The 25,100-nt window shown below is 58.2% G+C and carries 27 protein-coding genes and 1 pseudogene; 4 read left to right on the forward strand and 24 right to left on the reverse strand.

Annotated features, from left to right (window positions below):
• Positions 1-110: 110 nt before the first annotated feature.
• The 22 genes and pseudogenes from IBX54_RS04135 to rquA form a co-directional block, all read right to left on the reverse strand.
• Positions 111-887: an indolepyruvate oxidoreductase subunit beta gene (locus IBX54_RS04135; RefSeq protein ID WP_296541397.1), complete on the reverse strand. Its 777-nt coding sequence runs from the start codon at positions 885-887 to the stop codon at positions 111-113.
• Positions 884-2,536, reverse strand: coding sequence for a thiamine pyrophosphate-dependent enzyme (locus IBX54_RS04140; RefSeq protein WP_296541398.1), 1,653 nt, complete (start codon positions 2,534-2,536; stop codon positions 884-886). The genes IBX54_RS04135 and IBX54_RS04140 overlap by 4 nt, the downstream gene beginning before the upstream one ends.
• A 27-nt stretch (positions 2,537-2,563) precedes the next feature.
• A complete protein-coding gene (locus IBX54_RS04145; RefSeq protein WP_367141807.1) occupies positions 2,564-3,697 on the reverse strand; it encodes an ABC transporter substrate-binding protein in 1,134 nt (377 codons plus the stop codon).
• Positions 3,698-3,751: 54 nt separating this feature from the next.
• The gene (gene paaK / locus IBX54_RS04150) at positions 3,752-5,077 is read right to left on the reverse strand and encodes a phenylacetate--CoA ligase PaaK (RefSeq protein WP_296541400.1); all 1,326 of its coding nucleotides are present in this window, start codon (positions 5,075-5,077) and stop codon (positions 3,752-3,754) included.
• 231 nt (positions 5,078-5,308) lie between these two features.
• On the reverse strand, positions 5,309-6,010 hold the full coding sequence (locus tag IBX54_RS04155; protein WP_296541422.1) for an ABC transporter ATP-binding protein: 702 nt from the start codon (positions 6,008-6,010) through the stop codon (positions 5,309-5,311).
• A 216-nt stretch (positions 6,011-6,226) separates the two neighbouring features.
• Positions 6,227-6,625 (reverse strand): annotated as a pseudogene (locus IBX54_RS04160) (hemerythrin domain-containing protein); the annotation flags it as partial.
• A gap of 12 nt (positions 6,626-6,637) precedes the next feature.
• Positions 6,638-7,399, reverse strand: coding sequence for an ABC transporter ATP-binding protein (locus IBX54_RS04165; protein ID WP_296541401.1), 762 nt, complete (start codon positions 7,397-7,399; stop codon positions 6,638-6,640).
• A 2-nt stretch (positions 7,400-7,401) separates the two neighbouring features.
• Positions 7,402-8,334, reverse strand: a complete 933-nt coding sequence (locus IBX54_RS04170) for a branched-chain amino acid ABC transporter permease (RefSeq protein WP_296541402.1) — start codon at positions 8,332-8,334, stop codon at positions 7,402-7,404.
• A gap of 2 nt (positions 8,335-8,336) precedes the next feature.
• Positions 8,337-9,209, reverse strand: coding sequence for a branched-chain amino acid ABC transporter permease (locus IBX54_RS04175; protein ID WP_367141808.1), 873 nt, complete (start codon positions 9,207-9,209; stop codon positions 8,337-8,339).
• A 48-nt stretch (positions 9,210-9,257) separates the two neighbouring features.
• Entirely contained in the window at positions 9,258-9,518 is a 261-nt protein-coding gene (gene minE / locus IBX54_RS04180) for a cell division topological specificity factor MinE (protein ID WP_296541404.1), read from the reverse strand.
• Positions 9,519-9,522: 4 nt separating this feature from the next.
• On the reverse strand, positions 9,523-10,338 hold the full coding sequence (gene minD, locus IBX54_RS04185; RefSeq protein WP_296541423.1) for a septum site-determining protein MinD: 816 nt from the start codon (positions 10,336-10,338) through the stop codon (positions 9,523-9,525).
• A 27-nt stretch (positions 10,339-10,365) separates the two neighbouring features.
• Positions 10,366-11,127: a septum site-determining protein MinC gene (minC, locus tag IBX54_RS04190; protein WP_296541405.1), complete on the reverse strand. Its 762-nt coding sequence runs from the start codon at positions 11,125-11,127 to the stop codon at positions 10,366-10,368.
• Between the two features lie 472 nt (positions 11,128-11,599).
• Positions 11,600-12,955 carry a c-type cytochrome biogenesis protein CcmI gene (gene ccmI, locus IBX54_RS04195; protein ID WP_296541406.1) on the reverse strand — a complete coding sequence of 452 codons (1,356 nt, stop codon included), beginning with the start codon at positions 12,953-12,955 and terminating at the stop codon, positions 11,600-11,602.
• Positions 12,952-13,419, reverse strand: a complete 468-nt coding sequence (locus IBX54_RS04200) for a cytochrome c-type biogenesis protein (protein WP_296541407.1) — start codon at positions 13,417-13,419, stop codon at positions 12,952-12,954. Before IBX54_RS04200 ends, ccmI begins: the two co-directional genes overlap by 4 nt.
• Positions 13,416-13,940 (reverse strand): DsbE family thiol:disulfide interchange protein, encoded by a 525-nt coding sequence (locus tag IBX54_RS04205; protein ID WP_296541408.1) that lies wholly within the window; start codon positions 13,938-13,940, stop codon positions 13,416-13,418. The genes IBX54_RS04200 and IBX54_RS04205 overlap by 4 nt, the downstream gene beginning before the upstream one ends.
• Complete coding sequence (locus IBX54_RS04210) at positions 13,937-15,904, reverse strand: heme lyase CcmF/NrfE family subunit (RefSeq protein ID WP_296541409.1); 1,968 nt, start codon at positions 15,902-15,904, stop codon at positions 13,937-13,939. The genes IBX54_RS04205 and IBX54_RS04210 overlap by 4 nt, the downstream gene beginning before the upstream one ends.
• A 64-nt stretch (positions 15,905-15,968) precedes the next feature.
• Positions 15,969-16,412 carry a cytochrome c maturation protein CcmE gene (gene ccmE / locus IBX54_RS04215; protein ID WP_296541410.1) on the reverse strand — a complete coding sequence of 148 codons (444 nt, stop codon included), beginning with the start codon at positions 16,410-16,412 and terminating at the stop codon, positions 15,969-15,971.
• A gap of 15 nt (positions 16,413-16,427) precedes the next feature.
• A complete protein-coding gene (ccmD, locus tag IBX54_RS04220; protein ID WP_367141806.1) occupies positions 16,428-16,601 on the reverse strand; it encodes a heme exporter protein CcmD in 174 nt (57 codons plus the stop codon).
• Positions 16,588-17,325, reverse strand: coding sequence for a heme ABC transporter permease CcmC (gene ccmC / locus IBX54_RS04225; protein ID WP_296541412.1), 738 nt, complete (start codon positions 17,323-17,325; stop codon positions 16,588-16,590). The genes ccmD and ccmC overlap by 14 nt, the downstream gene beginning before the upstream one ends.
• Positions 17,322-18,017, reverse strand: coding sequence for a heme exporter protein CcmB (gene ccmB / locus IBX54_RS04230; protein ID WP_296541413.1), 696 nt, complete (start codon positions 18,015-18,017; stop codon positions 17,322-17,324). The genes ccmC and ccmB overlap by 4 nt, the downstream gene beginning before the upstream one ends.
• Positions 18,014-18,649 carry a cytochrome c biogenesis heme-transporting ATPase CcmA gene (ccmA, locus tag IBX54_RS04235; protein ID WP_296541414.1) on the reverse strand — a complete coding sequence of 212 codons (636 nt, stop codon included), beginning with the start codon at positions 18,647-18,649 and terminating at the stop codon, positions 18,014-18,016. Before ccmA ends, ccmB begins: the two co-directional genes overlap by 4 nt.
• A 69-nt stretch (positions 18,650-18,718) precedes the next feature.
• Positions 18,719-19,462 carry a rhodoquinone biosynthesis methyltransferase RquA gene (gene rquA, locus IBX54_RS04240; RefSeq protein WP_296541415.1) on the reverse strand — a complete coding sequence of 248 codons (744 nt, stop codon included), beginning with the start codon at positions 19,460-19,462 and terminating at the stop codon, positions 18,719-18,721.
• Positions 19,463-19,619: 157 nt separating this feature from the next.
• Between rquA and IBX54_RS04245 the strand changes: the two genes are divergently transcribed.
• The 3 genes from IBX54_RS04245 (at position 19,620) to IBX54_RS04255 (ending at position 21,190) form a co-directional block, all read left to right on the forward strand.
• Positions 19,620-20,069, forward strand: coding sequence for a c-type cytochrome (locus tag IBX54_RS04245; protein WP_296541416.1), 450 nt, complete (start codon positions 19,620-19,622; stop codon positions 20,067-20,069).
• Positions 20,070-20,092: 23 nt separating this feature from the next.
• A complete protein-coding gene (locus tag IBX54_RS04250) occupies positions 20,093-20,680 on the forward strand; it encodes a NapC/NirT family cytochrome c (RefSeq protein ID WP_296541417.1) in 588 nt (195 codons plus the stop codon).
• Between the two features lie 87 nt (positions 20,681-20,767).
• A complete protein-coding gene (locus IBX54_RS04255) occupies positions 20,768-21,190 on the forward strand; it encodes a cytochrome C (protein ID WP_296541418.1) in 423 nt (140 codons plus the stop codon).
• Positions 21,191-21,244: 54 nt separating this feature from the next.
• Here the strand turns inward: IBX54_RS04255 and IBX54_RS04260 are convergent, their stop codons facing one another.
• Together IBX54_RS04260 and IBX54_RS04265 are read right to left on the reverse strand one after the other, a co-directional pair.
• Positions 21,245-21,847 carry an NADPH-dependent FMN reductase gene (locus IBX54_RS04260; RefSeq protein ID WP_296541419.1) on the reverse strand — a complete coding sequence of 201 codons (603 nt, stop codon included), beginning with the start codon at positions 21,845-21,847 and terminating at the stop codon, positions 21,245-21,247.
• A gap of 9 nt (positions 21,848-21,856) precedes the next feature.
• Entirely contained in the window at positions 21,857-23,071 is a 1,215-nt protein-coding gene (locus tag IBX54_RS04265; RefSeq protein ID WP_296541420.1) for a 6-phosphofructokinase, read from the reverse strand.
• Between the two features lie 178 nt (positions 23,072-23,249).
• Between IBX54_RS04265 and mnmG the strand changes: the two genes are divergently transcribed.
• Positions 23,250-25,100 (forward strand): tRNA uridine-5-carboxymethylaminomethyl(34) synthesis enzyme MnmG (gene mnmG / locus IBX54_RS04270; protein ID WP_296541421.1); only part of this gene is annotated, 1,851 nt, incomplete at its 3' end.

The following is a 25,100-nucleotide window of genomic DNA, read 5'->3' on the forward strand; positions in this document are numbered from 1 at the left end:
TGGCGGCATTCGGTTTTCTGAGCCCGGTGATGGCAGGTGCCGCCATGGCCATGAGTTCGGTGAGTGTGATGAGCAACGCGCTGCTGCTCAAGCGCTGGCAACCCGGGCATTCAAAGTAAGGGCACTGCCGCGGGCGACAAGGCCTCATCCGCTTCGAACAGGCTACGGGCCAGTGCGGTGGCATCCGGGCTCAGCAGGCGTTGGCACCAGGCAGCCACGTCCTCGGGTGGCACCGGTTGGGGTTCAAAGGCAATGCGCGAAACCACCCGGGCCACCACTTCGGAGGCCACCCCGGCCGTGACCAACGCGGCGGCAAAGCGGCTGGCCGCATCACCCATGCGAAAAGCGTTGATGTTGGCATTGACGATGCGCTCGCCCTTGCGCGAAAAAAAGCGGCGCAACTGATTCTCGAAAAGCGCCGTTGACAATGGCAAATGCATGGCCGCCGCACCCAGCACCACGGTGTTTTGCACCTTGACGCTGCCGGCGTTTTTGGCCAGCCGCGCCGCATCGAGCGCCACCAGTCGCGGTGCCGAGAAAAGCACCTGATAGAGCGCCGACAAGGGCGGGTAGTTGCCCACATTGACCATGGGCGTGATGTCGGTGACGATCCAGCCGTCCGGGCGCAGCAACTGGAGGTAGCGCAGCGCCTCCATCGGCTCGACCGACAACACCATGCTGGCGCAACCATCACCGATCAGATCGCTGTCCACCGGCTGGTCACCAATGCGCACGAAGGCCGACACCGCGCCGCCGCGCTGCGCCATACCGTGCACCTCGGACTGCTTGAGGTACAGCCCCGCCTCGTGGATGGCATGGTCGATCACCCCGGCCATGGTCAGCACGCCCTGCCCGCCCACACCACACACCACCAGGTCGTAGTTCATGCGCTCACCATCTTGATGTGGCGTTTCTCCTCGCGGGTTTCCTTGATCTCCTTGATCTCCTTGGCGTAGGTCACGCAGGCACGCCGGGCGATGATCACCGACAAGCCGGTGTACGCCAGTTCCTCGCGGATGGTCTCCATGGTGTGGTGCTTCTTGTGCGGCGATGGCACCACGATGCGGATGTGCTCGCGCGGCACGCCCAGACCGGCCACCAGGTTGACCACTTCCTCGTCGGTGGCGGCTGTAGGTTGGCCACCCGTCATGGCGATGATGCTGTTGTCGAGAATGAACACCTTGATGTTGGTGTTGTCGCGCGCCGCATCGAGCAGCGGCGCCATGCCGGAGTGGGTGAAGGTGCCGTCGCCAATCACGCAAATGGCCTGCCCCATGCCGGCATGCACCACGCCGATGGCCATGCCGATGGAAGCGCCCATGCAAAGGCAGGAGTGAATGCCTTGCAACGGCCCCACAGCGCCCAGCGTGTAGCAGCCAATGTCGCCCATGATGCGTGCGCCGGGGTTGAATTCGGCAATCACTTCGTTGATGGCGAGGTAAGAGTCGGTATGCGGGCACTTGTCACACAGGCTCGGCGGTCGCCCCACCAGCACATCGGCCAGACCGGGCAGCGTCAGCGAGCGGCTCACCGGCAAGCCAAAGCAACGCTTGATGGCGTCCTGCGACAACTCGCCCGTGCGCGGCAGGTCGCCGCTGAGTTTGCCGCGCACCGTGCGCTCGGTCATCAGCCCCAGCGCGCTCACGTAGCGCTCGATGAACGGGTAGCCTTCTTCCACCACCCAGATCTCGCTCGAGGCATCGAGCAATTGCCGTATTTTGGGCACCGGCAGCGGGTAAAAGCCGATACGCAGCAGGTTGTAGTCTTGCAGTTGCTCACCCAAGGCTTCCTGCAGATAGTTCCAGGCCAGACCACTGACCAGAATACCGGCTCGCTTGCCACCGCGCAGCGTCAGCGCATTGACCGGGAGCGCCTGGGCGTAGTCTTGCAAGCTAGCCTGCTTGTCAATCAGTTGGCCATAGGCGCGCCGGGCGTTGGTCGGCAGCAGAATGAAACGCGTCGGGTCTTCCACAAAATGGGCCGCATTTTGCTCGTGCGGCGCAGCCAGCTTGACGCGAGCGCGGCTGTGCGCCAGGCGCGTCACCAGGCGCAACAACACCGGCACCTGCAACTTCTCGGACAACTCGAAGGCCTCGCGGGTAAAGTCATAGCACTGTTGCTGGTCGGCCGGCTCGAAGCACGGCACCATGGCAAAGTCGGCAAAGTAGCGTGAATCCTGCTCGTTTTGCGAGCTGTGCATGCCGGGATCGTCTGCCACCACCAGCACCAGCCCACCATGCGCGCCAGAGACTGCCACGTTCATGAACGGATCAGCCGCCACGTTCAGGCCCACATGCTTCATCGACACCATGACGCGGCAGCCGGCGTATGACACACCGACCGCTTCTTCGAGCGCCACTTTTTCGTTGGTGGACCACATGCCGCGCACCTTGAGATGGTGCTTTTTGGCGTGCTCTTCAACGGTCTGGTAGATTTCGGTGGAGGGCGTGCCGGGGTAGGCGAAAGCGGCGCTGATACCGGCATCGATGGCCCCGCGCGCCACCGCCTCGTCGCCCAGCAAAATGACTTCAGACATGACTTCTCCAGTAGGACGTCGGCAGGCTCATTGCACCAGCGACCAGTCGCCGTTCTTGATTTCAAGCAGATTGAAGGCCGACAGATCAAGCCCCATGTGATCGGTGGCCGACATGTTGACCACGCCGCCGGTGCCGATGAAGCCCTTGGTCGCTTCGAGGGCGTCGCGCACCTTGGCTTTGTCAGTGCCTCCAGCGCGTTGGATGGCGTCCACGGCCAGCATCAGGCCGTCGTACGCGTGGCCGCCGAAAGTTGACACATCGGATTTCCATTTGTCATTGAAGGCTTTTTTATAGCCGGTGACCACCGGCTTTTGCGGGTTGCTGGCCGCCAGCTTGTCCGCAATCAGGAGCGCGGCAGCGGGCAGCCGGACACCTTCAGCAGCCGGACCGGCAAGTTTGATGAACTCTTCAGACGCCACACCGTGCGACTGGTACAGCGGCAGCGTCATGCCGAGCTGCTTGTAGTTTTTTGTGACGATGGCAGGGCCCTGACCCAGGCCAAAAACAAACACCGCCTGCACACCGGCGGTATTGCGAATTTTGGTCAGCTGCGGGCCCATGTCGGTGTCTTTGGGGCCGTAGGTTTCACTCGCCACCAGCGTGATGCCGTGCTTGGCAGCCACGGCTTCGGTTTCCTTTTTGCCGGATTGTCCAAAACCGCTGGTCTCCGACAGCAGGGCGACTTTGGTCAGACCACGCTTTTTGAGGTCATCAAATACCTTTTCAGCCGCCATGCGGTCGGTATGCGGGGTCTTGAACACCCATTTTTTGACCGGCTCGACGATCACCACGGCACCGGCCAGCGAGATGAACGGAATGGCAGCTTTTTCTACCAGCGGCACCATCGACATGGTGGCCCCGGTGGTGGTGCCGCCCACGATCACATCGACCTTGTCGTCATTGATCAGGCGCTTGGCAAAACCGTTGGCCTTGCCGGCGTCACTGCCATCGTCATAGTGGACCAATTGCAGGGGACGTCCCAGAACGCCGCCCTTGCTGTTGATGCTTTCGACATACATCTGCAAGGTTTTGAGTTCGGGGTCGCCCAAAAAGGCGGCCGGGCCGGTGACCGACAAGACCGAGCCGATCTTGATCGGATCGGCGGCAAATGCTGTCAGCGCGCCCAGTGCCAGTGCGGCACCAGCGAGCAGTTTTTTCATCGGAAATGTCATGGTTATGTCTCCTGTCGTTAAAAAAATAAATACCCTCAATCGTCACGTCAGCCTGGGTCGCTCATCAAACAAACGCCTGGCCTTGCCCGCCAGCGTGCGCTCGATCGAATTGAAGTTCAGCACCGTGATGCGCGTCGAAATGCCAATATTGGTCTTGATGTGGTGCTGCAGTTGTTTGCCAATTGCTGCCACATCAGTCTCTGACAATTGGCCTGACACCTCGCGCTGCAGTTCGCAGCGCACTTCCACCTGATCCAGATGCCCCTCGCGGCTGAGCACGATCTGGTAATTGCCCGAGAGCCGTTTATCGCGCATGATCTGCTCTTCGATTTGCGTCGGGAACACATTCACGCCGCGAATGATCAGCATGTCATCGGAGCGCCCGGTCAGGCGGTCGATACGCCGGAAACTGCGCGACGTGGGCGGCAGCAAACGGGTCAGGTCGCGCGTGCGATAACGAATCACCGGCATGGCCTGCTTGGTCAGCGAGGTAAACACCAGCTCGCCCGGTTCGCCTTCGGGCAGCACTTCGCCGGTTTCGGGGTTGATGATTTCCGGATAAAAATGGTCTTCCCAAATGACCGGGCCGTCTTTCGATTCGATGCACTCGCATGCCACGCCCGGGCCAATCACTTCGGTCAGACCGTAAATGTCGATCGCATCCAGACCGAGCTTGTTCTCGATCTCGCTGCGCATGCCTTCGCCCCAGGGCTCGGCGCCAAAAAAGCCAAGGCGCAGGGAAATGTTCTGGGGCGCAATGCCAAGACGCTCAAACTCTTCGGCCAGCACCAGCGAATATGAAGGCGTGGCCATCAGGATGTCGGGTTTGAAGTCCTGAATCAACTGCACCTGCTTTTCAGTCTGGCCGCCTGACATGGGCACCACCATGCAGCCCATTTTTTCGGCGCCGTAATGGGCGCCCAAGCCACCGGTGAACAAACCATAGCCGTAGGCGTTGTGGCAAATGTCGCCCGCCTTGGCACCGCCGGCGCGCATCGAGCGCACCATCAGGTTGGCCCAGATGTCGATGTCCTGCTGGGTATAGCCGACCACGATCGGCTTGCCGGTGGTGCCGGAAGACGCATGCACCCGAACCACCTGGTCGCGCGGCACGGCAAACAGGCCAAACGGGTAGTTGTCGCGCAAATCGAGCTTGGTGGTGAACGGGAATTTGCCCAGGTCTGCGAGGCTTTTCAGGTCGTCCGGATGGACGCCTTTGGCATCACATTTTTGCTTGAACGCGGCCACGTGGGCGTAGCTGTGGCGGATCGACCATTGCAGGCGCTGCAGTTGCAATGCGGCAATTTCGTCGCGGCTGGCCATCTCGATCGGATCGAGCATGCTGGAAAGTGATTTTCTGGCGGTCATACTGGGCTTTTCACCTCATTGTGATGGGACGCGCGTCGCCTGCTCCAACTCAGCCAACACTTCCCCGTTGATACGATAACTCTTGCCTCTGAACAAGGCCACGATTTTGCCACCATGGCAAATATGGTGACCCTTGACCATGTCTGGACGGATCAGCATCGACATCAGCGCACCGCCTGGGCCAATTGCTGCGCATCAAGGTGGCTTTGTTTCATGGCGTTTTCAGTTTTATCACATGCCCAGATAGGCCGCGCGCACCTGGTCGTTGCGCACCAGTTCGTTGCCCGTGCCGGTCAGCGTGACACAGCCGGTCTCGAGCACATAGGCACGGTCGGCAATGTCAAGTGCCGCCAGCGCGTTTTGCTCAACCAGCAAAATCGTCATGCCCTGACTTTTCAGCGTCTTGATCACGTCGAACACCTCCTGCACCAGCAACGGCGCCAGCCCCATGGACGGCTCATCGAGCAACAGCAGGCGCGGCCGGCCCATCAGGGCACGGCCAATCGCCAGCATCTGCTGCTGTCCGCCCGACAGTGTGCCGGCCGGCTGGAGACGTTTTTCCTTGAGGATCGGAAACATGGTGAAGATCTTTTCCATGTCGCCCGCCACCTGGTGGCGCGGTTGGGTGTAAGCGCCCAGCCGCAGGTTGTCCTCGATCGACAGCGGGCCAAACACCTGACGACCTTCAGGACTTTGGCAAATGCCACGGCGCATGCGTTTGTCCGAGCGCAGTTTGCTGATGTCCTCGCCATCAAAAACAATGCTGCCCGCGCTCATCGGCTGCACGCCCGAGAGGGTTCGCAAAAAGGTGGTTTTGCCAGCCCCGTTGGCACCGACCAGCGCCACCGTTTCACCACGGCGCACTTCCATGCTGATACCCTTCAGCGCCTTGATACGGCCATAGCACGACTCCAAACCCTGCACACGCAGCAACACTTCAGCCTGTGCCGGGCTGGCACCACCCGGCAAATGGCCGGCACTTTTGCCGCCCAGCCCGAGCGTCTCAGGCGCCACGCTGACGATGCGGTGGTACCACTCGCGAAACTCGGCCTGCGCGGCATCGCCAAACAAGGGGTGAACCGGATCGTGAAAGGCACGGTCGATTTCGCGCCAATCCTCAGCCAGAAGCATCTTGTGCGCCAATGGCAACAACTGCTCTTCCTCGGTCAGGATATGCGTTTTCAGATCGGTCGTGTACTGGCGCAGTTGTTTGGCCAGCGCTGCGCCGGACAATTGACCGGCCATGACGTTTTTCAGGCTCGATTGCAGGGCTGCGTGATGGGTGGTCGCCTGCCAGTGGTCCCGCTCCAGACGATCGAGCGTGTTGGCCACTTCGGGACTGCGCAGGCGCAGGAAACGAAACAGAAAGTCGTCTTCTTTCGGGTAGTGCAGGCGTTCCTCGAACTGCACGATGTAGTCCAGCACCGAGCCCAGAAATTCAGCCTCCAGCGCGCCGCCGTCTTCAAGTTCAATGGCCAATTGGTCCACCGCGGTCGCCATGCGCCACAGGTTGTTGTGGTCTTCGCTGATGATGCGCAAGGCGTCCATGGTGCTGCTGCTTCAGGCGTGCGCGCCCAGGTAGGCGGCGATCACGTCGGGGTTGTTGCGCACTTCCAGCGCCGTTCCTTCTGTCAACTTTTTGCCGTAGTCCAGCACCAGTATGCGGTCTGACAGGTTCATCACCAGCTTCATGTCGTGCTCCACCAGCACCACCGTGATGCCCGAATCGGCCACCTTGCGCACCAGGGCGTCCACGTCCTGCGTTTCCCTGGTATTGAGCCCGGCGGCGGGTTCGTCCAGAAAGATCAGGCGCGGCTTCATGGCCAGCGCGCGGGCAATTTCAAGCCGCTTGAGCGCGCCATAGGGCATGCTGTCGGCGCGCGCCTGCACATAGTCCTGCAGGCCGACAAAACGCATCAGCTCGGCTGCCTCCTGGCGCAGTGCCTGGTCGCGCGCCCGGATGGCGGGCCAGCGCAAGGCGGCCTTGAACAAATTGCGATCGAGCCGCAGATGCGCACCCACCATCACATTTTCGATGGCGTTCATGTTCATGCAGATCTGCAGGTTTTGAAACGTGCGGGCGACACCGCGTTGCGCAAGCTCGTTGGGTGATTTGCCACCGATCGATTCACCATCGAGCGTGATGGTGCCGCTGGTGGGCGTGTAAATGCCGGTGATCAGGTTGAACAAGGTGGTTTTGCCGGCGCCATTGGGACCAATCACCGCATAAACGATGCCTGCGTCGATGCTGAAACTCACGTTCTGGACCGCTTTGACGCCGCCAAAGTGAATCGAGAGCTGATTGACTTCAAGCAACGCCATGGCTATTCACCCTTGCCGAATTTGGCCGCCAGCGTTGGCACCAGACCCTTGGGCAAAAAAATCATGCACAGCATCAGGATGGTGCCAAACGCCACCGTTTCCCAACCCTCAAAAGAGGTCAGTGCCTGCGGCAGCGCAGTCAACAAAACGGCGCCCACCACCGAGCCATAGACCGATGCCATACCGCCGATCACCACCATGGTGACCAGTTCAAGCGAGTGAAAAAAATCGGCCAGATTGGGGGTCACGAAACCCACATAATGTGCCGTCAGGCTGCCCATGATGCTGGCAATCACCGCCGAGACGACAAAAATCGAGACTTTATAGCGCACCACATCGACGCCAACCACCTTTGCTGCCACTTCAGAACCATGCAAGGCGCGCAAGGCCCGGCCAAAAGGCGAATCGATCAGGTTCAGCGAAAACCAGATGGCAAGCGACAGCAACAGCGCCGTCAGCCAATACCAGATATTGTCGCCCGACAACTCGTGGCCCAGCAGCGTCATGGCGGGCACCGGCATGCCGTCCGGACCGCCGGTCAAGGCCTCCTCGTTGCGCACCACGATGCTGATGATGATGCCCAAACCCAGCGTGGCCATCGCAAGGTAGTGCCCTTTGAGCTTGAAAATGGGCCGCGCCAGCACGGCGGCCAGCACACCGGCGCACACTGCGCCTGCACCCAGGGCCAGCAGCGGATGCCACTCGAAGTGCGTTGGCAGCACCGCCGACGCATAAGCGCCAATGCCCAAAAAACCTGCGTGACCCAAACTGATCTGCCCGGCAAAACCAATCAGCAAATTCAGACTCAGCACGATCACGGCATTCATCGCCATGCGGATGGCCAGGTCCATATAAAAACTGTTGGGCAGCACGAATGGCAATACCAACAGCACCGCCATGATGAGGTAAAGACCTGAAAAAGGGTGTTTACGCATGCTCAGACCCGCTCGGTGGATCGCCCGCCAAACAAGCCGCGCGGCTTGAAAAACAGAATCAACAGAATCAGTGCAAACGGCATCGCATCCTTGTAGGACGATGAGATGTAGCCGGCCCCAAAAGCTTCCAGAATACCCACCAGCAAACCGCCCAGCACGGCACCCAGGCCATTGCCTAAACCACCCACCACGGCGGCGACAAAACCCTTCAGGCCCAACATGACACCCACATCGTAGGAAGTGAGTGTGATCGGGGCCACCAGGATACCGCCCAAGGCACCGAGCGCGGCCGAAATTGCAAAGCTCATGAACAGCACCCAGTTGGTGTTGATGCCCACCAGCTCGGCAGCAAGACGGTTATGGGATGTCGCCAAAATGGCCTTGCCATGCAGGGTTCGGTTGAAAAAGTACCAAAGCCCCAGCACCACAAGCGCCGTGACGCCCAGCACCCAAAGGCTTTGCGGCATCAGCGTGGCACCCAGAATTTGCAGCGGCACGTCGCCTGAAAACGCCGGCAGGCTGTGCGCGCCCTTACCCAGCCAGACCTGGATCAGGCCCCGGATCACCAGCGAGGCACCGATGGTAATGATGATCAAGGTGACCGACTCCGCACCCTTGACGGGTTCAATGGCCAGCTTTTCGAGCACCACACCCACCACGGCGGGCAGCACGATGGCCAACACCAGCGCCAGTGGCAGTACCAAGCCAGCCTGCGTGAAATACACCGCCAGCATGCCGCCCAGCATGATGAATTCACCTTGCGCAAAGTTGATGACGTTGCTGGCGTTGTAAATAAGCGTGAAACCAAGGGCGGCCAAAGCATAAGTCGCTCCAACCGTGACGCCAGAAAACAGGAACTGCAGAAACTCAGCCAGCATGTCACACCCGGTTACATTCCAATTCGCCCCGCGTCAAACTGGCTTTCATCGCGCGTCTGGCAGTTCGATCTTGACTTCGAGTACTTCGAGGTTGTCCTGGCGCTCCAGGTTGACCTTGATGTCGTCGGCATTGATCTTGATGTACTTGCTGATGACGGCGATCAGTTCGCGCTGCAGGTCAGGCAAATAATCTGGCGTGGCCGGACTGCGACCATTGCGCTCATGCGCCAGGATGATCTGCAGGCGTTCCTTGGCCAGGCTGGCGGTTTTCTTTTTCTCGCCCAGAAAAAATGAGAAAAAAGACATGGCGTCACTTCCCTCCGAACAGACGTTTCAGCAGGCCTTGTTTAGGCGGCTCGGTAAAGCGCATGGGTTTTTCTTCACCCAGAAAACGGTCAATCACGTCTTTGTAAGCTTCAGACACGTCACTGCCTTCCATATGCACCGCCGGCACGCCTTGGTTGGATGCCTGCAACACCGCTTCACTCTCGGGAATCACGCCAATGAGCTTGATGCGCAAAATGTCCTGGATGTCCTGCAGGGACAGCATTTGACCCTGGTTGACCCGCGACGGGTTGTAACGGGTGATCAGCAAGTGTTCCTTGATGGGTTCCAACCCTTCCATGGCGCGCCGGGTCTTGCTTGAGAGCATGCCCAAGATGCGGTCAGAGTCACGCACCGAGGACACCTCGGGATTGGTCACCACCAGCGCTTCGTCGGCAAAGTGCATGGCCATCAAGGCACCGGTCTCAATGCCGGCTGGCGAGTCACAAACGATGAATTCAAAGTCCATGGCAGCCAGGTCGGCCAGCACTTTTTCAACACCCTCTTGGGTCAGCGCATCCTTGTCGCGCGTTTGTGAGGCTGCCAGCACATACAGCTTGTCGCATTGTTTATCCTTGATGAGCGCCTGATTCAGGTTGGCCTCGCCATGGATCACATTGATCAGGTCATACACCACGCGGCGTTCACAGCCCATGATCAGGTCGAGGTTGCGCAGGCCAACGTCGAAGTCGATGACGGCGGTCTTGTGGCCGCGCATGGCCAGACCGGTGGAAAAACTGGCACTGGTGGTGGTTTTGCCCACGCCGCCCTTGCCGGAAGTCACCACAATTATTTTTGCCATGTCGATGAGGTCTTTCAAAGAGAAAATTTAGGGGTTCAAGGCTTCGAAGATCAGCTTGTCGTGGCCATCTTGGCTCAGGCGCACCTGAGCCGGTTTACCGTGAATGTCTTTTGGGAGTGGATTTTCGCTGGTGCGGTACACACCCGCAATGGAAATCAGTTCTGGTTCCAGACAAAGTGAAAATATCCTCGCCTGCGTGTTGCCACTGGCACCTGCCATGGCTTTGCCACGCAAGGGCGCATAGACGTGGATATTGCCATCTGCGACCACTTCAGCACCCATGTTGACCATGGCCAGCACCACCAGATCAGCGCCGCGAGCGTAGATTTTCTGACCTGAACGCAAGGGCTTGTCGATCACCAGCGTGGCAGGTCCTGGAACCTCGCGCACCACTTCACGAACCACTTCGCGCACGCTTTCTGCAACCGGTCTCTCCACGTTATTTTTTGGATTGATGGCCTTGCCACGCGGCATTTCTGCGGGCGCTTCAATCAGACCACACGCCAAAGCTGCGCTGGCTGCTGACGGCTTGGCGTTGCGAAAGGCGATGGGCTTGAGACGGCAGTGCTGCAAGGCCGACATCAAAGCCGGCAGGGATTGATCAACATCCTCAAATTCCAGATGAAAAAAATCAAGTACCACAGCATCATCATCAAAAAAGTCGGGGCTCTGACTAGCCGGCCCAAACTGCGCATACAGGTCTTCAATGATGTCTGCCAGGTCAGGCATTTTGAGCAGCAAAGCCACCAATGGCAACTGAGCGCTTTTAATTTCAAAGGTTTGTGTCACGAGACCTGAATAAAAAATTGGAGAAGAATGCTGGGTGAAATGAGAAAAACGGCCGCTGTAGCGAAGCAACATGCAAATGTTACTTGATCAAACTGCCAAAAACCATTGCTGGTTCAAATTATTGACTCTATGCACAGGAAATTTTCAAACTTTTACACGCTTCTAAAAATGTGCTGATTGTTGTTATCTGTCTTTAATTATTTCTATTCTTTTAAAGTAGTCGTAGTAGATAGGGATTTGCCACACTGGTTGATAAGTCATTTTTATCCATTGAAATCAATAACTTGAATTATTTAACTTGATGTGCGTGAGTGTGCTTTTACTTTGTACCTCAATCTTGAACAAGTTCCATGGAATTCAAGTTCTGTGGATAACTTTCCTTTTCAGGATAAATTATGCACAAGTTTATACACTGGATTTTCAGATAAAAAAAGCCCGGTCTGAACCGGGCTTGACGCGATTGCGCTGGCTGTCAGGGCTTGCCAGTGGCGCTCATCTTGAACTTGGCATCGGCGATCTCTGCCTTGATGGGTGCCACATCAGGCGAATTGGCTGGCAAAATCGTCAGGGCGGTTTGCCAATGGCCAATGGCTTTGGCGTAGTCGCCGCTCTGAAAAGCCGACTGCCCCGCCATCATCAGCGCCATAGGGTGTTTAGGGTCGATGGCCAGTGCCTTGTTGACCAGTTCGGTCGGCTTGCCTTGCAGGTTATTGGCGCTCATTGCCAGGGTGTCGGCATACTGGGTCAATAAGTCAGGGTCGGTGTCCAGCAGCTTACCCGTTTTGGCATAGGCGGTGGCAGCTTCATCCAGACGTCCTTGTACTTTGTAGGCGCGTGCCAGACGGGCCCAGCCAGCCAGGTCGCCCGGATTTTCTTGCAAGCGCGCAGCCAACCGATCAACCATCTGGTTGACTCCATCTGGTGTCATGCCAGCGGCCGCAGCTGCTGGCACTGGCGGCAGCATATTGCCGTCTGTGACGGTTCCAGCATGCACCCCAGCCTGGCTGCGGGCATCTGCAATGTTGTCCTGGATTTGTAGGAAATCTTGGGATCCTGGCGGCAACAAGCTCAGTAATTTTTCCCAATGCGTTACGGCACCCGCAAAATTACTGCTTTGGTAAGCGGCCACGCCCGCGATCATCAGGCCCATGGGATGCTCCGGGTTCAGACGCAAGGCTTCCTCGGTAATTTGTTGTGGCTTGCCGACAAAAGTGTTGCCTGCCATCACGCCAAGTAATTCGGCGTAATCCACCAGCATGTCAGGATTGGTCTTGATAAAGTCGCCAGCCCGTTCAAACGCCTGTTTGGCCTCTTCGAAACGTCCCACTACCTTGTAGGAACGTGCCATCATGGCCCAGCCCTGCGGGTTGTCCGGATTGGCTTGCAATTTGGCCGCCAGTGTGTCGATCATTTCGTTGATTTGCTGATCTTCTGCGTTGACCCTGGCAACCGGTGGGTTAATGGCCATCGGGGCACCTAACTGCATATAAAGACCCAGCGCCAGCACTGGAAAACTAACGCCAATGGCAGCAGCGATGCGTGGTGCAGTCCAAAAGCCGGTGGTCGTTTCAGCCGAGGCTTGCTCAAAACTCTCGGTGTCGTCGAGCAGGCGCAACTGCAACTCATCGCGGGTGGTCTCGAAGTCCTGCTGGCTGATGACGCCACGCGCCAGGTCACCTTCAAGGGCATGAAGCTGGTCGCGGTGAATGGAAGCGTTGAGTTTTTCGCTGCTGACAGGGCTATCGGAGGGTTTGATAAGTAAAGGGCGAATCACCCAAGCGACCACGAGCAGCGTCAACAGCGCTGAAATACCAATAAAAACGTTCATTTGGAAGAATCAGTTTCTTGAAGAAGGGCTTGCGCCTTGGCGCGTTTGGCGGCATCGAGCACGGGCAAGTCTTTTTGTTTTTGATTGCGTTTGATAGCAGTCAATAACAGCCAGATGGCACCGATCAACAACAGCAAGGGTCCAAACCAGAGCAACCAGGTTGTTGGCTTGAAGGGCGGACGGTAGAGCACGAAGTCACCATAACGGCTGACCAGATACTCCCTGATCTCAGGGTCTGACTTACCTGATTTGATCAGGCCTCGCACTTCACGGCGCAGATCATTGGCCAGGTCGGCGCGTGAGCCGGCCAGCGATTCGTTCTGGCAAACCAGGCAACGAAGCTCTTCTGCGATGGTGATCAGGCGCTGCTCCACCACCGGGTCGTCAGCCAGCGGTGTCGCCTCGTTAGCGTGCACACCCATGGCGCATTGCAGCGTCAGCAAGAGAATGACCAGAAATTTCATGATTGCAGTTCTTTGATCAGAGGCGTGAGCTTGTCACGCAAGGCCTCTGGTGTGAAAGGGCCAATCTGCTTGTAGCGGATGATGCCGTTCTTGTCGATCAGGAAGCTCTCTGGCACACCATAGACGCCAAAGTCAATGCCGATGCGAGCGTCAGCATCGACAACGGTGTGGGTATAAGGGTTGCCATACCGTTGCAGCCACCTGATGCCATCGGCTTCTTTGTCCTTGTAGTCCAGGCCAACGATGGGTAGCGGGTTGGTTTTGACAAATTCAACCAGCAATGGGTGCTCTTGCCGGCAGGCCACGCACCAGGATGCCCAGGTGTTGAGCAGCCAGACCTGGCCCAGCATGTCCTTGTTGGAGAAGGTTTCCCCCGGCTTGCCGAGCACAGGCGCGGTGAAATCCGGCGCAGGCTTGCCGATCAGCGGCGACGGAATTTCACTCGGATCGCGCGTCAGGCCGATGGCCAGAAAGATCACCAGGACAACAAAGATACCCAGAGGTATCAGACCTTTTCTCATGCCGCAACACCTTTCATATCAGCCGCGCTTACTTTGGCTGCGGCTTTTTTGCGATAGCGCTTGTCCAGTGCCGCCATGGCACCGCCAATGGCCATGAAGAAGCAGCCAAACCAGATCCAGGCGATGAAGGGCTTGTGATAGACGCGCATGGCCCAGGCTTCTTCGCCCTCACCTTCAAGTTTTTCACCGAGGGACACATAGACGTCGCGAGTAAATCGGGTATCGATAGCGGCCTCGGTCATCGGCATGGTGGAAGAAAAGTAGGCGCGTTTTTCAGGGTGAAGCGTGCGCAGCACCTTGTCGCCCTTGATCAACTCCACGGTGCCGCGATCGGCTTTGTAATTGGGCCCCATTCTTTCACTGACGCCCGTGAGGCGGAAGGTGTAGCCCCCGACTTCGACGGTGTCACCAAAAGCCATGCGCACATCCTTTTCAGTTTCGTAACCGCTAACCATGGTGATGCCGACCACGCACACCGCCATACCGATGTGCGCCACATGCATGCCCCAGTAAGAAACAGGGGTGGACTTCCAGTTCACCGTGTCCTTGAGTTGGCGATAAATCTGCACGGCAGAGCCCAGCACGATCCAGATCGCCAGCGTCAGACCAATGGCCACCAGGGCTGACCACTCGCCAGCCAGCAGCGGGGCAGTGCAACCCAGCAGCACTGAAACAATGGCAATGGGACGCAGTTTTTTGGTCAGCTCAGCGACCGAGTCGTTTTTCCAGCGGGCATAACTGCCAACCACCATGAAAAACAGCACCGGCATCATGATGGGCGCAAAGACGGCGTTGAAGTAGGGCGGGCCCACCGACAGCTTGCCGAGGTTCAGCGCATCGATGAACAAGGGGTACAGCGTACCCAGCAGCACCGCGGCAGCAGCCGTGGTCAGCAGCACATTGTTGACCAGCAAAAAGGTTTCGCGTGAAATGAGCGAAAACGAACCACCGGAACGCACTTTGCCTGCACGGGCGGCAAACAACACCAGCGAGCCGCCCACCACCACGACCAGAAACAGCAAGATGAAAACACCGCGCTTGGGGTCGGTGGCAAACGCATGAACCGAGGTCAGCACGCCCGAGCGCACCAGGAAGGTGCCAAGCAGGCTGAGCGAGAACGCAATCAGCGACAGCATGATGGTCCAGCTTCTGAACAGACCACGCTTTTCAGTGACGGCCAGCGAATGCATCAGTGCCGTGCCGACCAACCAGGGCAGGAAAGAAGCGTTTTCGACGGGGTCCCAGAACCACCAGCCACCCCAGCCCAGTTCGTAATAAGCCCACCAGGATCCCAAGGCGATGCCGATGGTCAGGCAAATCCAGGCTGCGGTGGCCCACGGGCGGGTCCAGCGCGCCCAGGCTGCATCGAGCCTGCCATTGAGCAAGGCGGCAATGGAGAAGGCAAACGGAATCGCCATGCCGACATAACCCATGTAGAGCATCGGCGGGTGAAACACCAAGCCGGGGTCTTGCAGCAGCGGGTTCAGGTCACGGCCCTCAAGCGGAATCTGGACCAGGCGGTCAAAAGGGCTTGACGTCAGCAGCATGAAAAGCATGAATCCAACCGCGATCAGCGCCAGCACACCCAGTACGCGCGACACCATGACGTCAGGCAACTGACTTGAAAAGAGCGATACCGCCATCATCCAGCTGCACAGCATCAGCAACCACAGCAAGAGCGAACCTTCGTGGCCGCCCCACACCGCGGCAATGCGGTACATGACCGGCAGCTGGGTATTGGAGTTCTGCGCCACGTATTGCACCGAAAAGTCATTGGTGTAGAAGGCGTAGGTCAGGCACAGAAAAGAAAAGCCAACCAGCAGCCACAAAACCTGGGCACCAGGGCGCGCCAAGGCCATCCATTCGGCTCGTCCCTGCTGACCGCCTGCCAAACTCAGGGTGCCGAATGCCGCAGCAACCAGCAAGGCAAGAATCAGTGCGAAATGTCCAAGTTCAGGAATCATGTTGAATCTCGGTGCGTTATAAAAGACGGACAACCACCCTCACCGGATGGGACGAAACTGCGCCTTACTTCAGGCTTTTGCTGGCTTTTTCGATCTCAGCCTGGTCCAGCGCGTGCTGGGCTTCTGGCGGCATGTAGTTTTCATCGTGCTTGGCCAGCACTTCCGAGGCCGTGAAGTGGCCGTCGTTGCCGAGTTGGCCTTGCGCCACCACGCCTTTGCCTTCGCTGAACAGGTCGGGCAGGATTCCGGTGTAACTGACAGGCACTTCTTTGAGAGAGTCGGTCACAACAAAAGAAACCGTCAGATTGTTGCGTTTGACAGACCCCTCCTTGACCAGGCCGCCAACGCGAAAGGTGCGGTTTTGCGGGGCTTCTCCCGCATCCACCTGGGTCGGTGAGAAGAAAAAGACCAGGTTGCTTTGGAAAGCGTTCAGAACAAAGTAGGCGGCGATGGCGATGGAGGCCAGGGCACCCACGATCATGGCGGTGCGTTTGTGACGAGGTTTCATAGTCGTAGTGATGTTTTAATCGCTCTGAGAGCCGGATTCGTTCAAAAGGTTTCGCAAAATCTCGCGCCGTTTGGCGCGCACTTGCCAGATTTCGGCAATGACGACGGCTGCCGTGATGCCAAAGCTGCCCCATACATAGAGGGCGTAGCCTCCCATGTGCAAAAAATCCCCAACGCTATGCCACTGCATGTTTCACCCACTCCGTATGACGTTCCCGATCCAGAATAATGTTGCGCACCCGCAGCAGCGCAATGGCGATGGTGTACATCCAGAAGGCAAGCACCATGATCAGCATGCCAGCGAGCATGGTTGAGGCCATGGACGAACCTTTCAGTGAGACCGATGCGCCCTGATGCAGGGTGTTCCACCATTTCACCGAGAAATAAATGATGGGCACATTGACCGCACCCACCAGAGCCAGGATGGCGCAAGCCTTGTCGGCGCGGCGCGGGTCGTCAATGGAAGCTTGCAGGGCCAAAAAGCCCAGATACAAAAACAGCAGGATCAATTCCGAGGTCAGCCGCGCATCCCACACCCACCACGTGCCCCACATCGGCTTGCCCCAAAGGGAGCCGGTGACCAGCGACAAAAAGGCAAACAGCGCGCCAGTGGGTGCCAAAGCCGATGCCATCATGCCCGACAAGCGGGTATTGAAGGCCAGCCCAAAGCCGGCCCAGCCCGCCATCACCAGGTAGATAAACATGGACATCTGTGAGGTCGGCACATGGACAAAAATAATGCGGTAACCCTGGCCCTGCTGGGCATCAATGGGAGCCACAAAGAACGATATCCACAAACCCACCAGCGTCAGCACCGTGGCAAGGGCGGCAAACCAGGGCCACATTTTTCCGGCCAGGTAATAAAAGTTCTGTGGAGACGAGAACTTGAACCAATGAATCACACGTGTTTTCATTCCAGGGAAATCCTCAAAGCGGCTGCTGTAGCCAAGGGTGAGAAAAAGATCGAGAGCACCAGCAAAGCCGCCATCAGTGACAGGTGGCCACCAATGCCAAGGCCCGCTGCATCAGCCTCGACCGCGCCCGCACCAAAAATCAGCACCGGAATATACAGCGGCAAGATTAACAGCGACAGTAAAACCCCTGCACCGCGTACGCCCAAGGTCAAGGCGGCACCAATGCTGCCGATCAGGCTCAGGGTGGGTGTGCCCAGCAGCAGTGTCAGCATCAAGAGACCCAGGGCCCGGGTATCCAGGCCAAACTGCAGGCCCAGCACCGGCGCCATCAGCACCAGGGGTAGCCCCGCCAACAAAAAATGGGCCAGCGCCTTGGCCAGCACCAGCAGGGCCAGCGGGGTGGTGGACAGCGCCATCTGTTCCAGCGAGCCATCGGCGTAGTCGGTGGCAAACATGCGCTGCAGCGACAACATGGCGGCCAGCAGGGCGCTCACCCACAAGACACCGGGTGCCATGCGCAACAGCAGGGCAGATTCAGGCCCGACACCGAGCGGAAACAGGCTGGCAATCACCACAAAGAACACCAGCGGTGTCAGCACCTCGCCCTTTTGCCGCATGCCCAGGGAAATCTCGCGCCTGAGCACGGCCAGCAGCACATGGCCCAGTCCGACCGGTTTGACGATGATGCTCATGCGGCCTGCAACTCCAGCATTTGAGCGGGCACCTTGCCAATGGACACGCGCTGATGGCTGGTCAGCACTGCCAGTCCGCCAGTAGCCAGATGATCGGCAATCAGGTCAGCCAGCAGCTTGATGCCGCCTTCGTCCATGGCCACATAAGGCTCGTCCAGCACCCAAAGCCTGGCCGGGCTTAACACCAGCCGTGACAAGGCCACGCGCCGCTTTTGCCCTTGCGACAAATGGCGCACCAGTTGCCTGCCTCGACCGCGCAGGCCGAAACGCGTCAGCACCTCCCGGGTTTGCGTCTGGTCAGGGGCAATGCCCCCCAGGGCGGTGATGAAAGCGAGGTTTTCATCGACGGTCATGGATTCCTGCAGGGCGTTCAAGTGGCCCAGGTAACACAGGTCCTGGCGGTAGGCCTCGCGCTGCGCATGAATGGGTGTGCCGTTCCAGAGAATGTCTCCGGCTTCAATAGGTGCCAGGCCGCACACCATGCGCAACAGGCTGGTTTTGCCGACGCCATTGGCGCCGGCCACATACAGCCAGTGCCCCGGGGCCAGCTCACAGTCCACATTTTTGAACAGCTGGCGCCCGCCCTTGATGCAGCCTAGTTTGGTGAAAGACAGTGATGGGATGGTTTTCAAAGGCAGAGCCGTCGCAGAAACAAAACCCGCGGATTCTACGTTAAGGCGGCTTGGGAAAACGTGGCGGGATCAGCGTGTGATCACGACTTTTTGGTAGAGCCCGCCAAAATAGGTTTGTTTGTCAAGCGCCAGGTTTTGGCAGTCTGACGGCAGCCAATCGGCAATTTGACCGTTCCACAAGTCCATGGCAAAAGGCTCCAGCGTGGTCAGGATCGGCACCATGACATAGCGAAACGGGTTGCTGGCTTTGGGCTTGTGGTAATCAACGAACACGATCTTGCCGCCCGGTTTGGTAACGCGCAAGGCCTCGGAAATCGTCTTGAGCCGCACCTCGGCGGGTTGCTCGTGGAGCAGAAAAAACACCACTGTGGTGTCGTGGCTGGCATCGGCAAAATTCAGGGCAGAAGAATCCTGCTGCAACACCGTGACCTGTTTTTGCTCGCCCAGTTTGGCGTGCAGATTGGTGATTTGCACTGGTGCCACGTCAATCACGTTCAGGTGCCCCTGTGGCCCCAGCCGGTGCACCAGGTGCTCGGTGAAATTGCCATAGACGCAAGCCACTTGCAGCACGTCGCCGTTGATGACATCGCCCATTTCCTGCAGCGCCAGATCGCGCAGACGCGAAAAATTGCCCCACAAAATCAAATTGACCAGCCATTGGCGCTCGAACACACGCACCGCATTGGGGTGCGTGTAGGCCCACCAATAAGTGGACTCGAGGTACTGGGGAACCGTGACGGGGGCGATGCTACAGGGGGCTTGCGTGGCGATGACGGCATCGCCTTGCTCGGTGCTGGATTTGTTGAAAATCATAGGTATTCAATAGAACGACAGGCACCCATGCGAGGGCATGTGTGCCGGGAAAGTGGTGATATGACGGCCTTGATGCTAACCTACTTGGACAAACAGGAGTGCAGCCGGGTTCGTTCTGGATTTTTGAAGCCGTCCGCGAACTGTAAAAGCGCATCTGTTGATTCACATCAAAAAAATTGCACGGCACGGGTATTTCGATGGTAGTAGCATTGCAGTTTGGTACATTAAGTGCCTGTCAACCATTTCATTTTTATTGAGGATTCACATGAGCAACACTAAATTTTCTGTTCTTTTGCGCGCTTTGATGGTCGCTGGTCTGGCTCTTGGCGCCATGTCAGCTCAAGCTGTTGACGAGGCCGCCGCAAAGGCCGCGTTCAAGGACAGCAAATGCACCAAGTGCCATTCGGATGACAAAGACAAATCGGGTCCTTCCTACAAAAAGGTCGCAGAAAAATACAAAGGCCAGGCCGATGCCGAAGCCAAGTTGTTCACTCACCTGACCACCGGCCCCACGATCAAGGTGGACGGTGAAGATGAAGTGCACGCCAAAGCCAAAGGTGACGAAGCCAGCGTCAAGAACATGGCCCAGTACATTTTGTCTCGTTAAACATTTAATACAGGCCCATCAAGATGTCTGAAGTAGTCAAAAAATTGCGCCGGCACTGGATGCTGGTATTAGGATCTTTGGTCGCACTTTTCCTGTTCTCGGTTTCTGTGGGAATTGCAGGCGCTTACGTTTTGGCACATACCAGCACCGAAGAGTTTTGTGTAAGCTGTCACGAAATGTCGTACAACTTTGCCGAGTACAAGGGCACGATTCATGACACCAATCGCACCGGTGTTCGTGCCATTTGTACCGACTGCCACGTACCTCATGCGCCAGGGCCTTTGGTTCTGGCCAAAATCAAGGCGACCAAAGACCTTTATTACACTTACATTTCTCCCTCCATTGATACCGAGGAGAAGTTTGAGGCCAAACGTGCGCACATGGCTCAAAATATCTGGAAGCAAATGAAGGCGAATGACTCCGAGACTTGTCGCAGTTGCCATCGGGCCGATAAAATGAACGTGGAGTTGCAGTCTGCCGCAGCCCAAAGGCGTCATGCCAGAGGCAAGGCTGAAGGAAAAACCTGTATTGAATGCCATTATGGTATTGCCCACAATGAGCCTGAGGGTCCTAGCCCGACGGAATTGTTCAATACCTTGGCTATCAAGTAAAATGAAATCTTTTAACTGAAGGATTAAACGATGATAAAGCTCAAATTTTTGTCGGTGCTGGCAGGTGCTGCCATTGCATTGCCCGTCATGGCCGCTGATGTCACTTATCGCGCAGATGTAGAACCTTTGTTGAAGAAGTATTGCTACGACTGTCATGCGGCGCCTGACGCGCCCTCCATGGCCGAGTTCAAACTTGATGAGGCCAAGTACAAGAAAGAAAAGGTTGGTCCTCGCACTGACACCTATGAGCACCTGCTTCAACTCATCAACGGCAAATCTACCGGTGCATTCATGCGCCGTCTGGATGACGGTACCAACCCGCTTGCCAAAGGCAAACCCGGCAATATGTACAAGTATTTGGGTGACACCGATGCTGAGCGTGCTGCCAACCTGAAGATTCTTAAAGACTGGGTGGGTGAAGGTGGCTGGAACCTGAACCGCATGTCAGCTCGTGGTGACGTGCCCGCTTTGACCAAGGAACAAATGGACAAAGTCAAAGTGAAATACTGAATTCAGGTTTCACGTCCTGAATGAAAAAAAGCCGCTGTGATCCAGCGGCTTTTTCTATTCTTGATTCACCCCGGGGCTTGACGGCGTCAAGCGCTCTGCCGCCCACAGCACCTGCTTGACGACCGACACGACACCTTCGCGTTGCTTCTCGAGCAACAGTTGACCCTCGGCATCAAAGGCGCTGGCTGCCTGGCCCAGGGCAAATTGTTGCGGCGCCACCCAGCACTGCAGGTTGCGCAGCAACGGCGCCAGGTGTTGCAGCGAGCGCAGGCCACCCAAGGCACCCGGCGAAGCGGACAGCAGCCCCACGATCTTGCCGGTAAAGGCCTTGCTGCCCTGGTTCCAGTCAGGGTCGCCCTTGACCGGGCTGGAGGCCCAGTCCAGCGTGTTTTTCAGCAGCGCGGTATAGCTGCCGTTGTATTCCGGCGAGCAGATGATCCAGCCCGGATGATCGAACATGACTTGTTTCAGGCGAATCACATCGGGCGGTGTGCCACGCGCTTCCAGGTCGGCGTTGTAGAGCGGAATGTCGAGGCTGGAGAGCTCAAGCAGCGTGACCTCGGCCCCGGCTTGCCGCGCCAGGTCGGCAGCGACCCTGGCCAGCTGGCGGTTGTAGGACTGGGCCCGCGTGCTGCCTGCAAAAATCAGGAGTTTCATTTGAGCCGCCTACTTTTTTAGCACGCGTGCCACCGGGTGGTGGCGCAGCCTGAAAGCGTCGGGCATGCCCGAGCCCAACAGCGGGCGCAGGTACATGCGAAACGCGTCGGTCACATCGGTGCCGTTGGCGGTGATGAACTCGTCTTCCATGACGCGGGTCTTGCCGGCCACGGCTTCCAGCGGCAACAGTTCGTAGTCCACTGAGTAGAAGCCGGTGCGCTTGATGGCCACCGAGCCATCACGCCCGCCCCACATGGCAAACTGCACTGCTTTTTCGCCCACCTCACGGGCTTCGCGCTGGTCAACGTCCGACACGCAGCCGATGAAGGAGCGCTGCAGGTAGCCAAAAGTGTCGCCCCGCACCCGCTTGATCTTGAGCTTGGCTTTGATCTCTTCGCACAGCAAATCAGCCAGTGCGCCGTTGCCTGAGAGCTGCACGTTGCCATGCGCATCGTGTTCCATTTCCTTGGCCAGCAGTGCGGCGATGGGTGTGCCGCTGGTATCGTGGATGCCCTCTGAGACCGCAATCATGCAGCGGCCATGGCGCTCGTACATGGCTTTGACGTCGAGCAAAAACTGGTTCAAGTCAAAGGTCCGTTCCGGCAGGTAAATCAGGTGTGGGCCGTCGTCCGGGAACTTTTTTCCCAGGGCAGACGCAGCCGTCAGAAAGCCGGCATGGCGCCCCATGACCACACCCACATAGACACCCGGCAGGGCGGCGTTGTCGAGGTTGGCGCCGGCAAAGGCCTGCGCCACAAAACGCGCCGCCGACGGAAAGCCGGGTGTGTGGTCATTGCCGACCAGGTCGTTGTCAATGGTCTTGGGAATGTGGACGCAGCGCAGCTCGTAATTGGCCGCCTGCGCCTCCTGGCTGACGATGCGCACGGTGTCGGACGAGTCGTTGCCACCGATGTAGAAGAAGTGACCGATCTGATGCGCTTGCAGCACCTTGAAAATCTCATGGCAGTAGGCGGCATCCGGCTTGTCGCGGGTCGAGCCCAAAGCGCTTGAGGGCGTATTGGCGACCAGCTCCAGGTTGTGGCTGGTTTCCTGCGTCAGGTCAACAAAGTCTTCGTCGATGATGCCGCGCACACCGTGGTGGGCGCCGTAAATGTGGCCGATCTGGCTGAAGCGCCGGGCCTCGAGCGCGACGCCAACCAGTGACTGGTTGATGACGGCAGTGGGGCCGCCGCCCTGGGCGACAAGTATTTTTCCGGAGGCCATGGGGACGTTCCTTTAAGTAGCGAAAAAGAATGATGAATTGTGCCTCCGATATGGGCGAAATTTCGCTTGCGAGGCGCGCGCAGCAGCATTTTGCGTGCATCGGTAAAATCGGCCCTTTGCTTGAGCGCGCAGGGCTGGCGTAGCTTGCAATTTACCCCCTTCGTTTGGATTGACCACCATGCACTACCCACAAAATTTCGACGTGATCGTTGTCGGCGGCGGCCACGCCGGCACCGAGGCGGCGCTGGCGGCCGCCCGCATGGGTTGCAAAACCCTGCTGCTGAGCCACAACATCGAGACGCTGGGGCAGATGAGTTGCAACCCGTCGATTGGCGGCATTGGCAAGGGGCACCTGGTGAAAGAAGTCGATGCGTTGGGTGGCGCCATGGCCGTTGCCATCGATGAAGCCGGCATCCAGTTCCGCATTCTCAACTCCAGCAAGGGCCCGGCGGTGCGCGCCACCCGCGCCCAGGCTGACCGCATGTTGTACAAGGCCGCCATTCGCCAGCGACTGGAAAACCAGCCCAACCTGTGGCTGTTCCAGCAGGCCGTGGACGACCTGATGGTCGAAGGCGACCGGGTGGTAGGGGCGGTGACGCAAGTGGGCATTCGCTTCAGGTCGAGCACCGTGGTGCTCACGGCCGGCACCTTTCTGGACGGCAAGATTCATGTCGGACTCAATAACTACGCCGGCGGGCGCGCCGGTGACCCACCCGCCGTGTCGCTGAGCGCGCGCCTGAAAGAACTCAAGTTACCGCAAGGCCGCCTGAAAACCGGAACGCCGCCAAGGCTCGATGGCCGCACCATCGACTTCAGCCAATGCACCGAGCAGCCCGGTGACGGCATGCCCGGTGGCATGAGCCCACAGATGCCGGTGTTCAGCTTCATGGGGCGCCATGAGCAGCACCCGCAGCAGATGTCGTGCTGGACGACGCACACCAACGCGCGCACCCATGACATCATCCGCAGCGGCTTTGACCGCAGCCCCATGTTCACCGGCAAGATCGAAGGCGTGGGCCCGCGCTATTGCCCCAGTGTGGAAGACAAGATCAACCGCTTTGCCGACAAAGACAGCCACCAGATTTTTCTGGAGCCCGAAGGTCTGACCACCCACGAGTACTACCCCAACGGCATCAGCACCAGCCTGCCTTTTGACATTCAGTACGCGTTGGTGCGCTCCATGCCGGGGCTTGAAAACGCCCACATTTTGCGGCCCGGTTATGCCATCGAATACGACTACTTCGACCCGACCCAGCTCAAGCGCAGCTTTGAGACCAAAGCCATCGGCGGCTTGTTTTTTGCCGGCCAGATCAACGGCACCACGGGTTACGAAGAGGCCGCGGCGCAGGGCTTGTTTGCCGGCATCAACGCCGCGCTGCAGGTTCGCGCCATGGGTGGCGGCAATGCGCAGGTCAGCGCCGCGGGTGCCATTAGCTTCGCGCAAGACACGTGGCTGCCAGGGCGCGACGAGGCTTATCTGGGTGTGTTGGTTGATGACCTGATCGCCCAGGGTGTGACTGAACCCTACCGCATGTTCACCAGCCGCGCCGAGTTCCGGCTGCAACTGCGCGAAGACAATGCTGACGCCCGTTTGACCGAGGCAGGACGCCAACTCGGCTTGGTCGATGATGCCCGCTGGCAAGCCTTTAACCAGAAGCGCGACGCTGTTTCACGTGAAACAGAACGCTTGCGCTCGATCTGGGTCAGCCCGAAAAACCTGGCACCTGCCGAGTCTGAGCGCGTGCTGGGCAAAGCCATTGAGCACGAATACAGTCTGGCCGAACTGCTGCGACGCCCTGGGGTGAGCTACGCAGCGCTGATGTCACTCGACGGTGGCAAGTTTGCCGCGCCGGAGTTTATGCCCGGTGCCGTGGATCGCTGCGACTTAACTTCCGATGACGACGGCGGTGCTGCTGCTGTCATCGCGAGCCCGCTGAATATGGCCCGCTGCACCTCGGCGACCGAGAACAGCGCCCCCGTCACTGCGAGCCATCCGTACCCGGCCCGATACCGCACACGGACCTTGAAC

It is taken from the genome of Rhodoferax sp. (assembly GCF_014859475.1).
GTDB lineage: Bacteria > Pseudomonadota > Gammaproteobacteria > Burkholderiales > Burkholderiaceae_C > Rhodoferax.

Bases quoted from the DNA above. Each gene is read 5' to 3' on its own strand.
- IBX54_RS04265 (WP_296541420.1), bottom strand. From the start codon at position 23,071: ATGGCCTCCGGAAAAATACTTGTCGCCCAGGGCGGCGGCCCCACTGCC.
- paaK (WP_296541400.1), bottom strand. From the start codon at position 5,077: ATGACCGCCAGAAAATCACTTTCCAGCATGCTCGATCCGATCGAGATG.
- IBX54_RS04210 (WP_296541409.1), bottom strand. From the start codon at position 15,904: ATGATTCCTGAACTTGGACATTTCGCACTGATTCTTGCCTTGCTGGTT.
- ccmE (WP_296541410.1), bottom strand. From the start codon at position 16,412: ATGAAACCTCGTCACAAACGCACCGCCATGATCGTGGGTGCCCTGGCC.
- ccmI (WP_296541406.1), bottom strand. From the start codon at position 12,955: ATGAACGTTTTTATTGGTATTTCAGCGCTGTTGACGCTGCTCGTGGTC.
- IBX54_RS04200 (WP_296541407.1), bottom strand. From the start codon at position 13,419: ATGAAATTTCTGGTCATTCTCTTGCTGACGCTGCAATGCGCCATGGGT.
- minD (WP_296541423.1), bottom strand. From the start codon at position 10,338: ATGGCAAAAATAATTGTGGTGACTTCCGGCAAGGGCGGCGTGGGCAAA.
- IBX54_RS04255 (WP_296541418.1), top strand. From the start codon at position 20,768: ATGGCCGCTGATGTCACTTATCGCGCAGATGTAGAACCTTTGTTGAAG.
- IBX54_RS04170 (WP_296541402.1), bottom strand. From the start codon at position 8,334: ATGCGTAAACACCCTTTTTCAGGTCTTTACCTCATCATGGCGGTGCTG.
- minE (WP_296541404.1), bottom strand. From the start codon at position 9,518: ATGTCTTTTTTCTCATTTTTTCTGGGCGAGAAAAAGAAAACCGCCAGC.
- rquA (WP_296541415.1), bottom strand. From the start codon at position 19,462: ATGATTTTCAACAAATCCAGCACCGAGCAAGGCGATGCCGTCATCGCC.
- IBX54_RS04250 (WP_296541417.1), top strand. From the start codon at position 20,093: ATGTCTGAAGTAGTCAAAAAATTGCGCCGGCACTGGATGCTGGTATTA.
- ccmD (WP_367141806.1), bottom strand. From the start codon at position 16,601: ATGCAGTGGCATAGCGTTGGGGATTTTTTGCACATGGGAGGCTACGCC.
- IBX54_RS04165 (WP_296541401.1), bottom strand. From the start codon at position 7,399: ATGGCGTTGCTTGAAGTCAATCAGCTCTCGATTCACTTTGGCGGCGTC.
- IBX54_RS04145 (WP_367141807.1), bottom strand. From the start codon at position 3,697: ATGAAAAAACTGCTCGCTGGTGCCGCACTGGCACTGGGCGCGCTGACA.
- ccmB (WP_296541413.1), bottom strand. From the start codon at position 18,017: ATGAGCATCATCGTCAAACCGGTCGGACTGGGCCATGTGCTGCTGGCC.
- ccmC (WP_296541412.1), bottom strand. From the start codon at position 17,325: ATGAAAACACGTGTGATTCATTGGTTCAAGTTCTCGTCTCCACAGAAC.
- IBX54_RS04140 (WP_296541398.1), bottom strand. From the start codon at position 2,536: ATGTCTGAAGTCATTTTGCTGGGCGACGAGGCGGTGGCGCGCGGGGCC.
- IBX54_RS04205 (WP_296541408.1), bottom strand. From the start codon at position 13,940: ATGAGAAAAGGTCTGATACCTCTGGGTATCTTTGTTGTCCTGGTGATC.
- IBX54_RS04135 (WP_296541397.1), bottom strand. From the start codon at position 887: ATGAACTACGACCTGGTGGTGTGTGGTGTGGGCGGGCAGGGCGTGCTG.
- IBX54_RS04260 (WP_296541419.1), bottom strand. From the start codon at position 21,847: ATGAAACTCCTGATTTTTGCAGGCAGCACGCGGGCCCAGTCCTACAAC.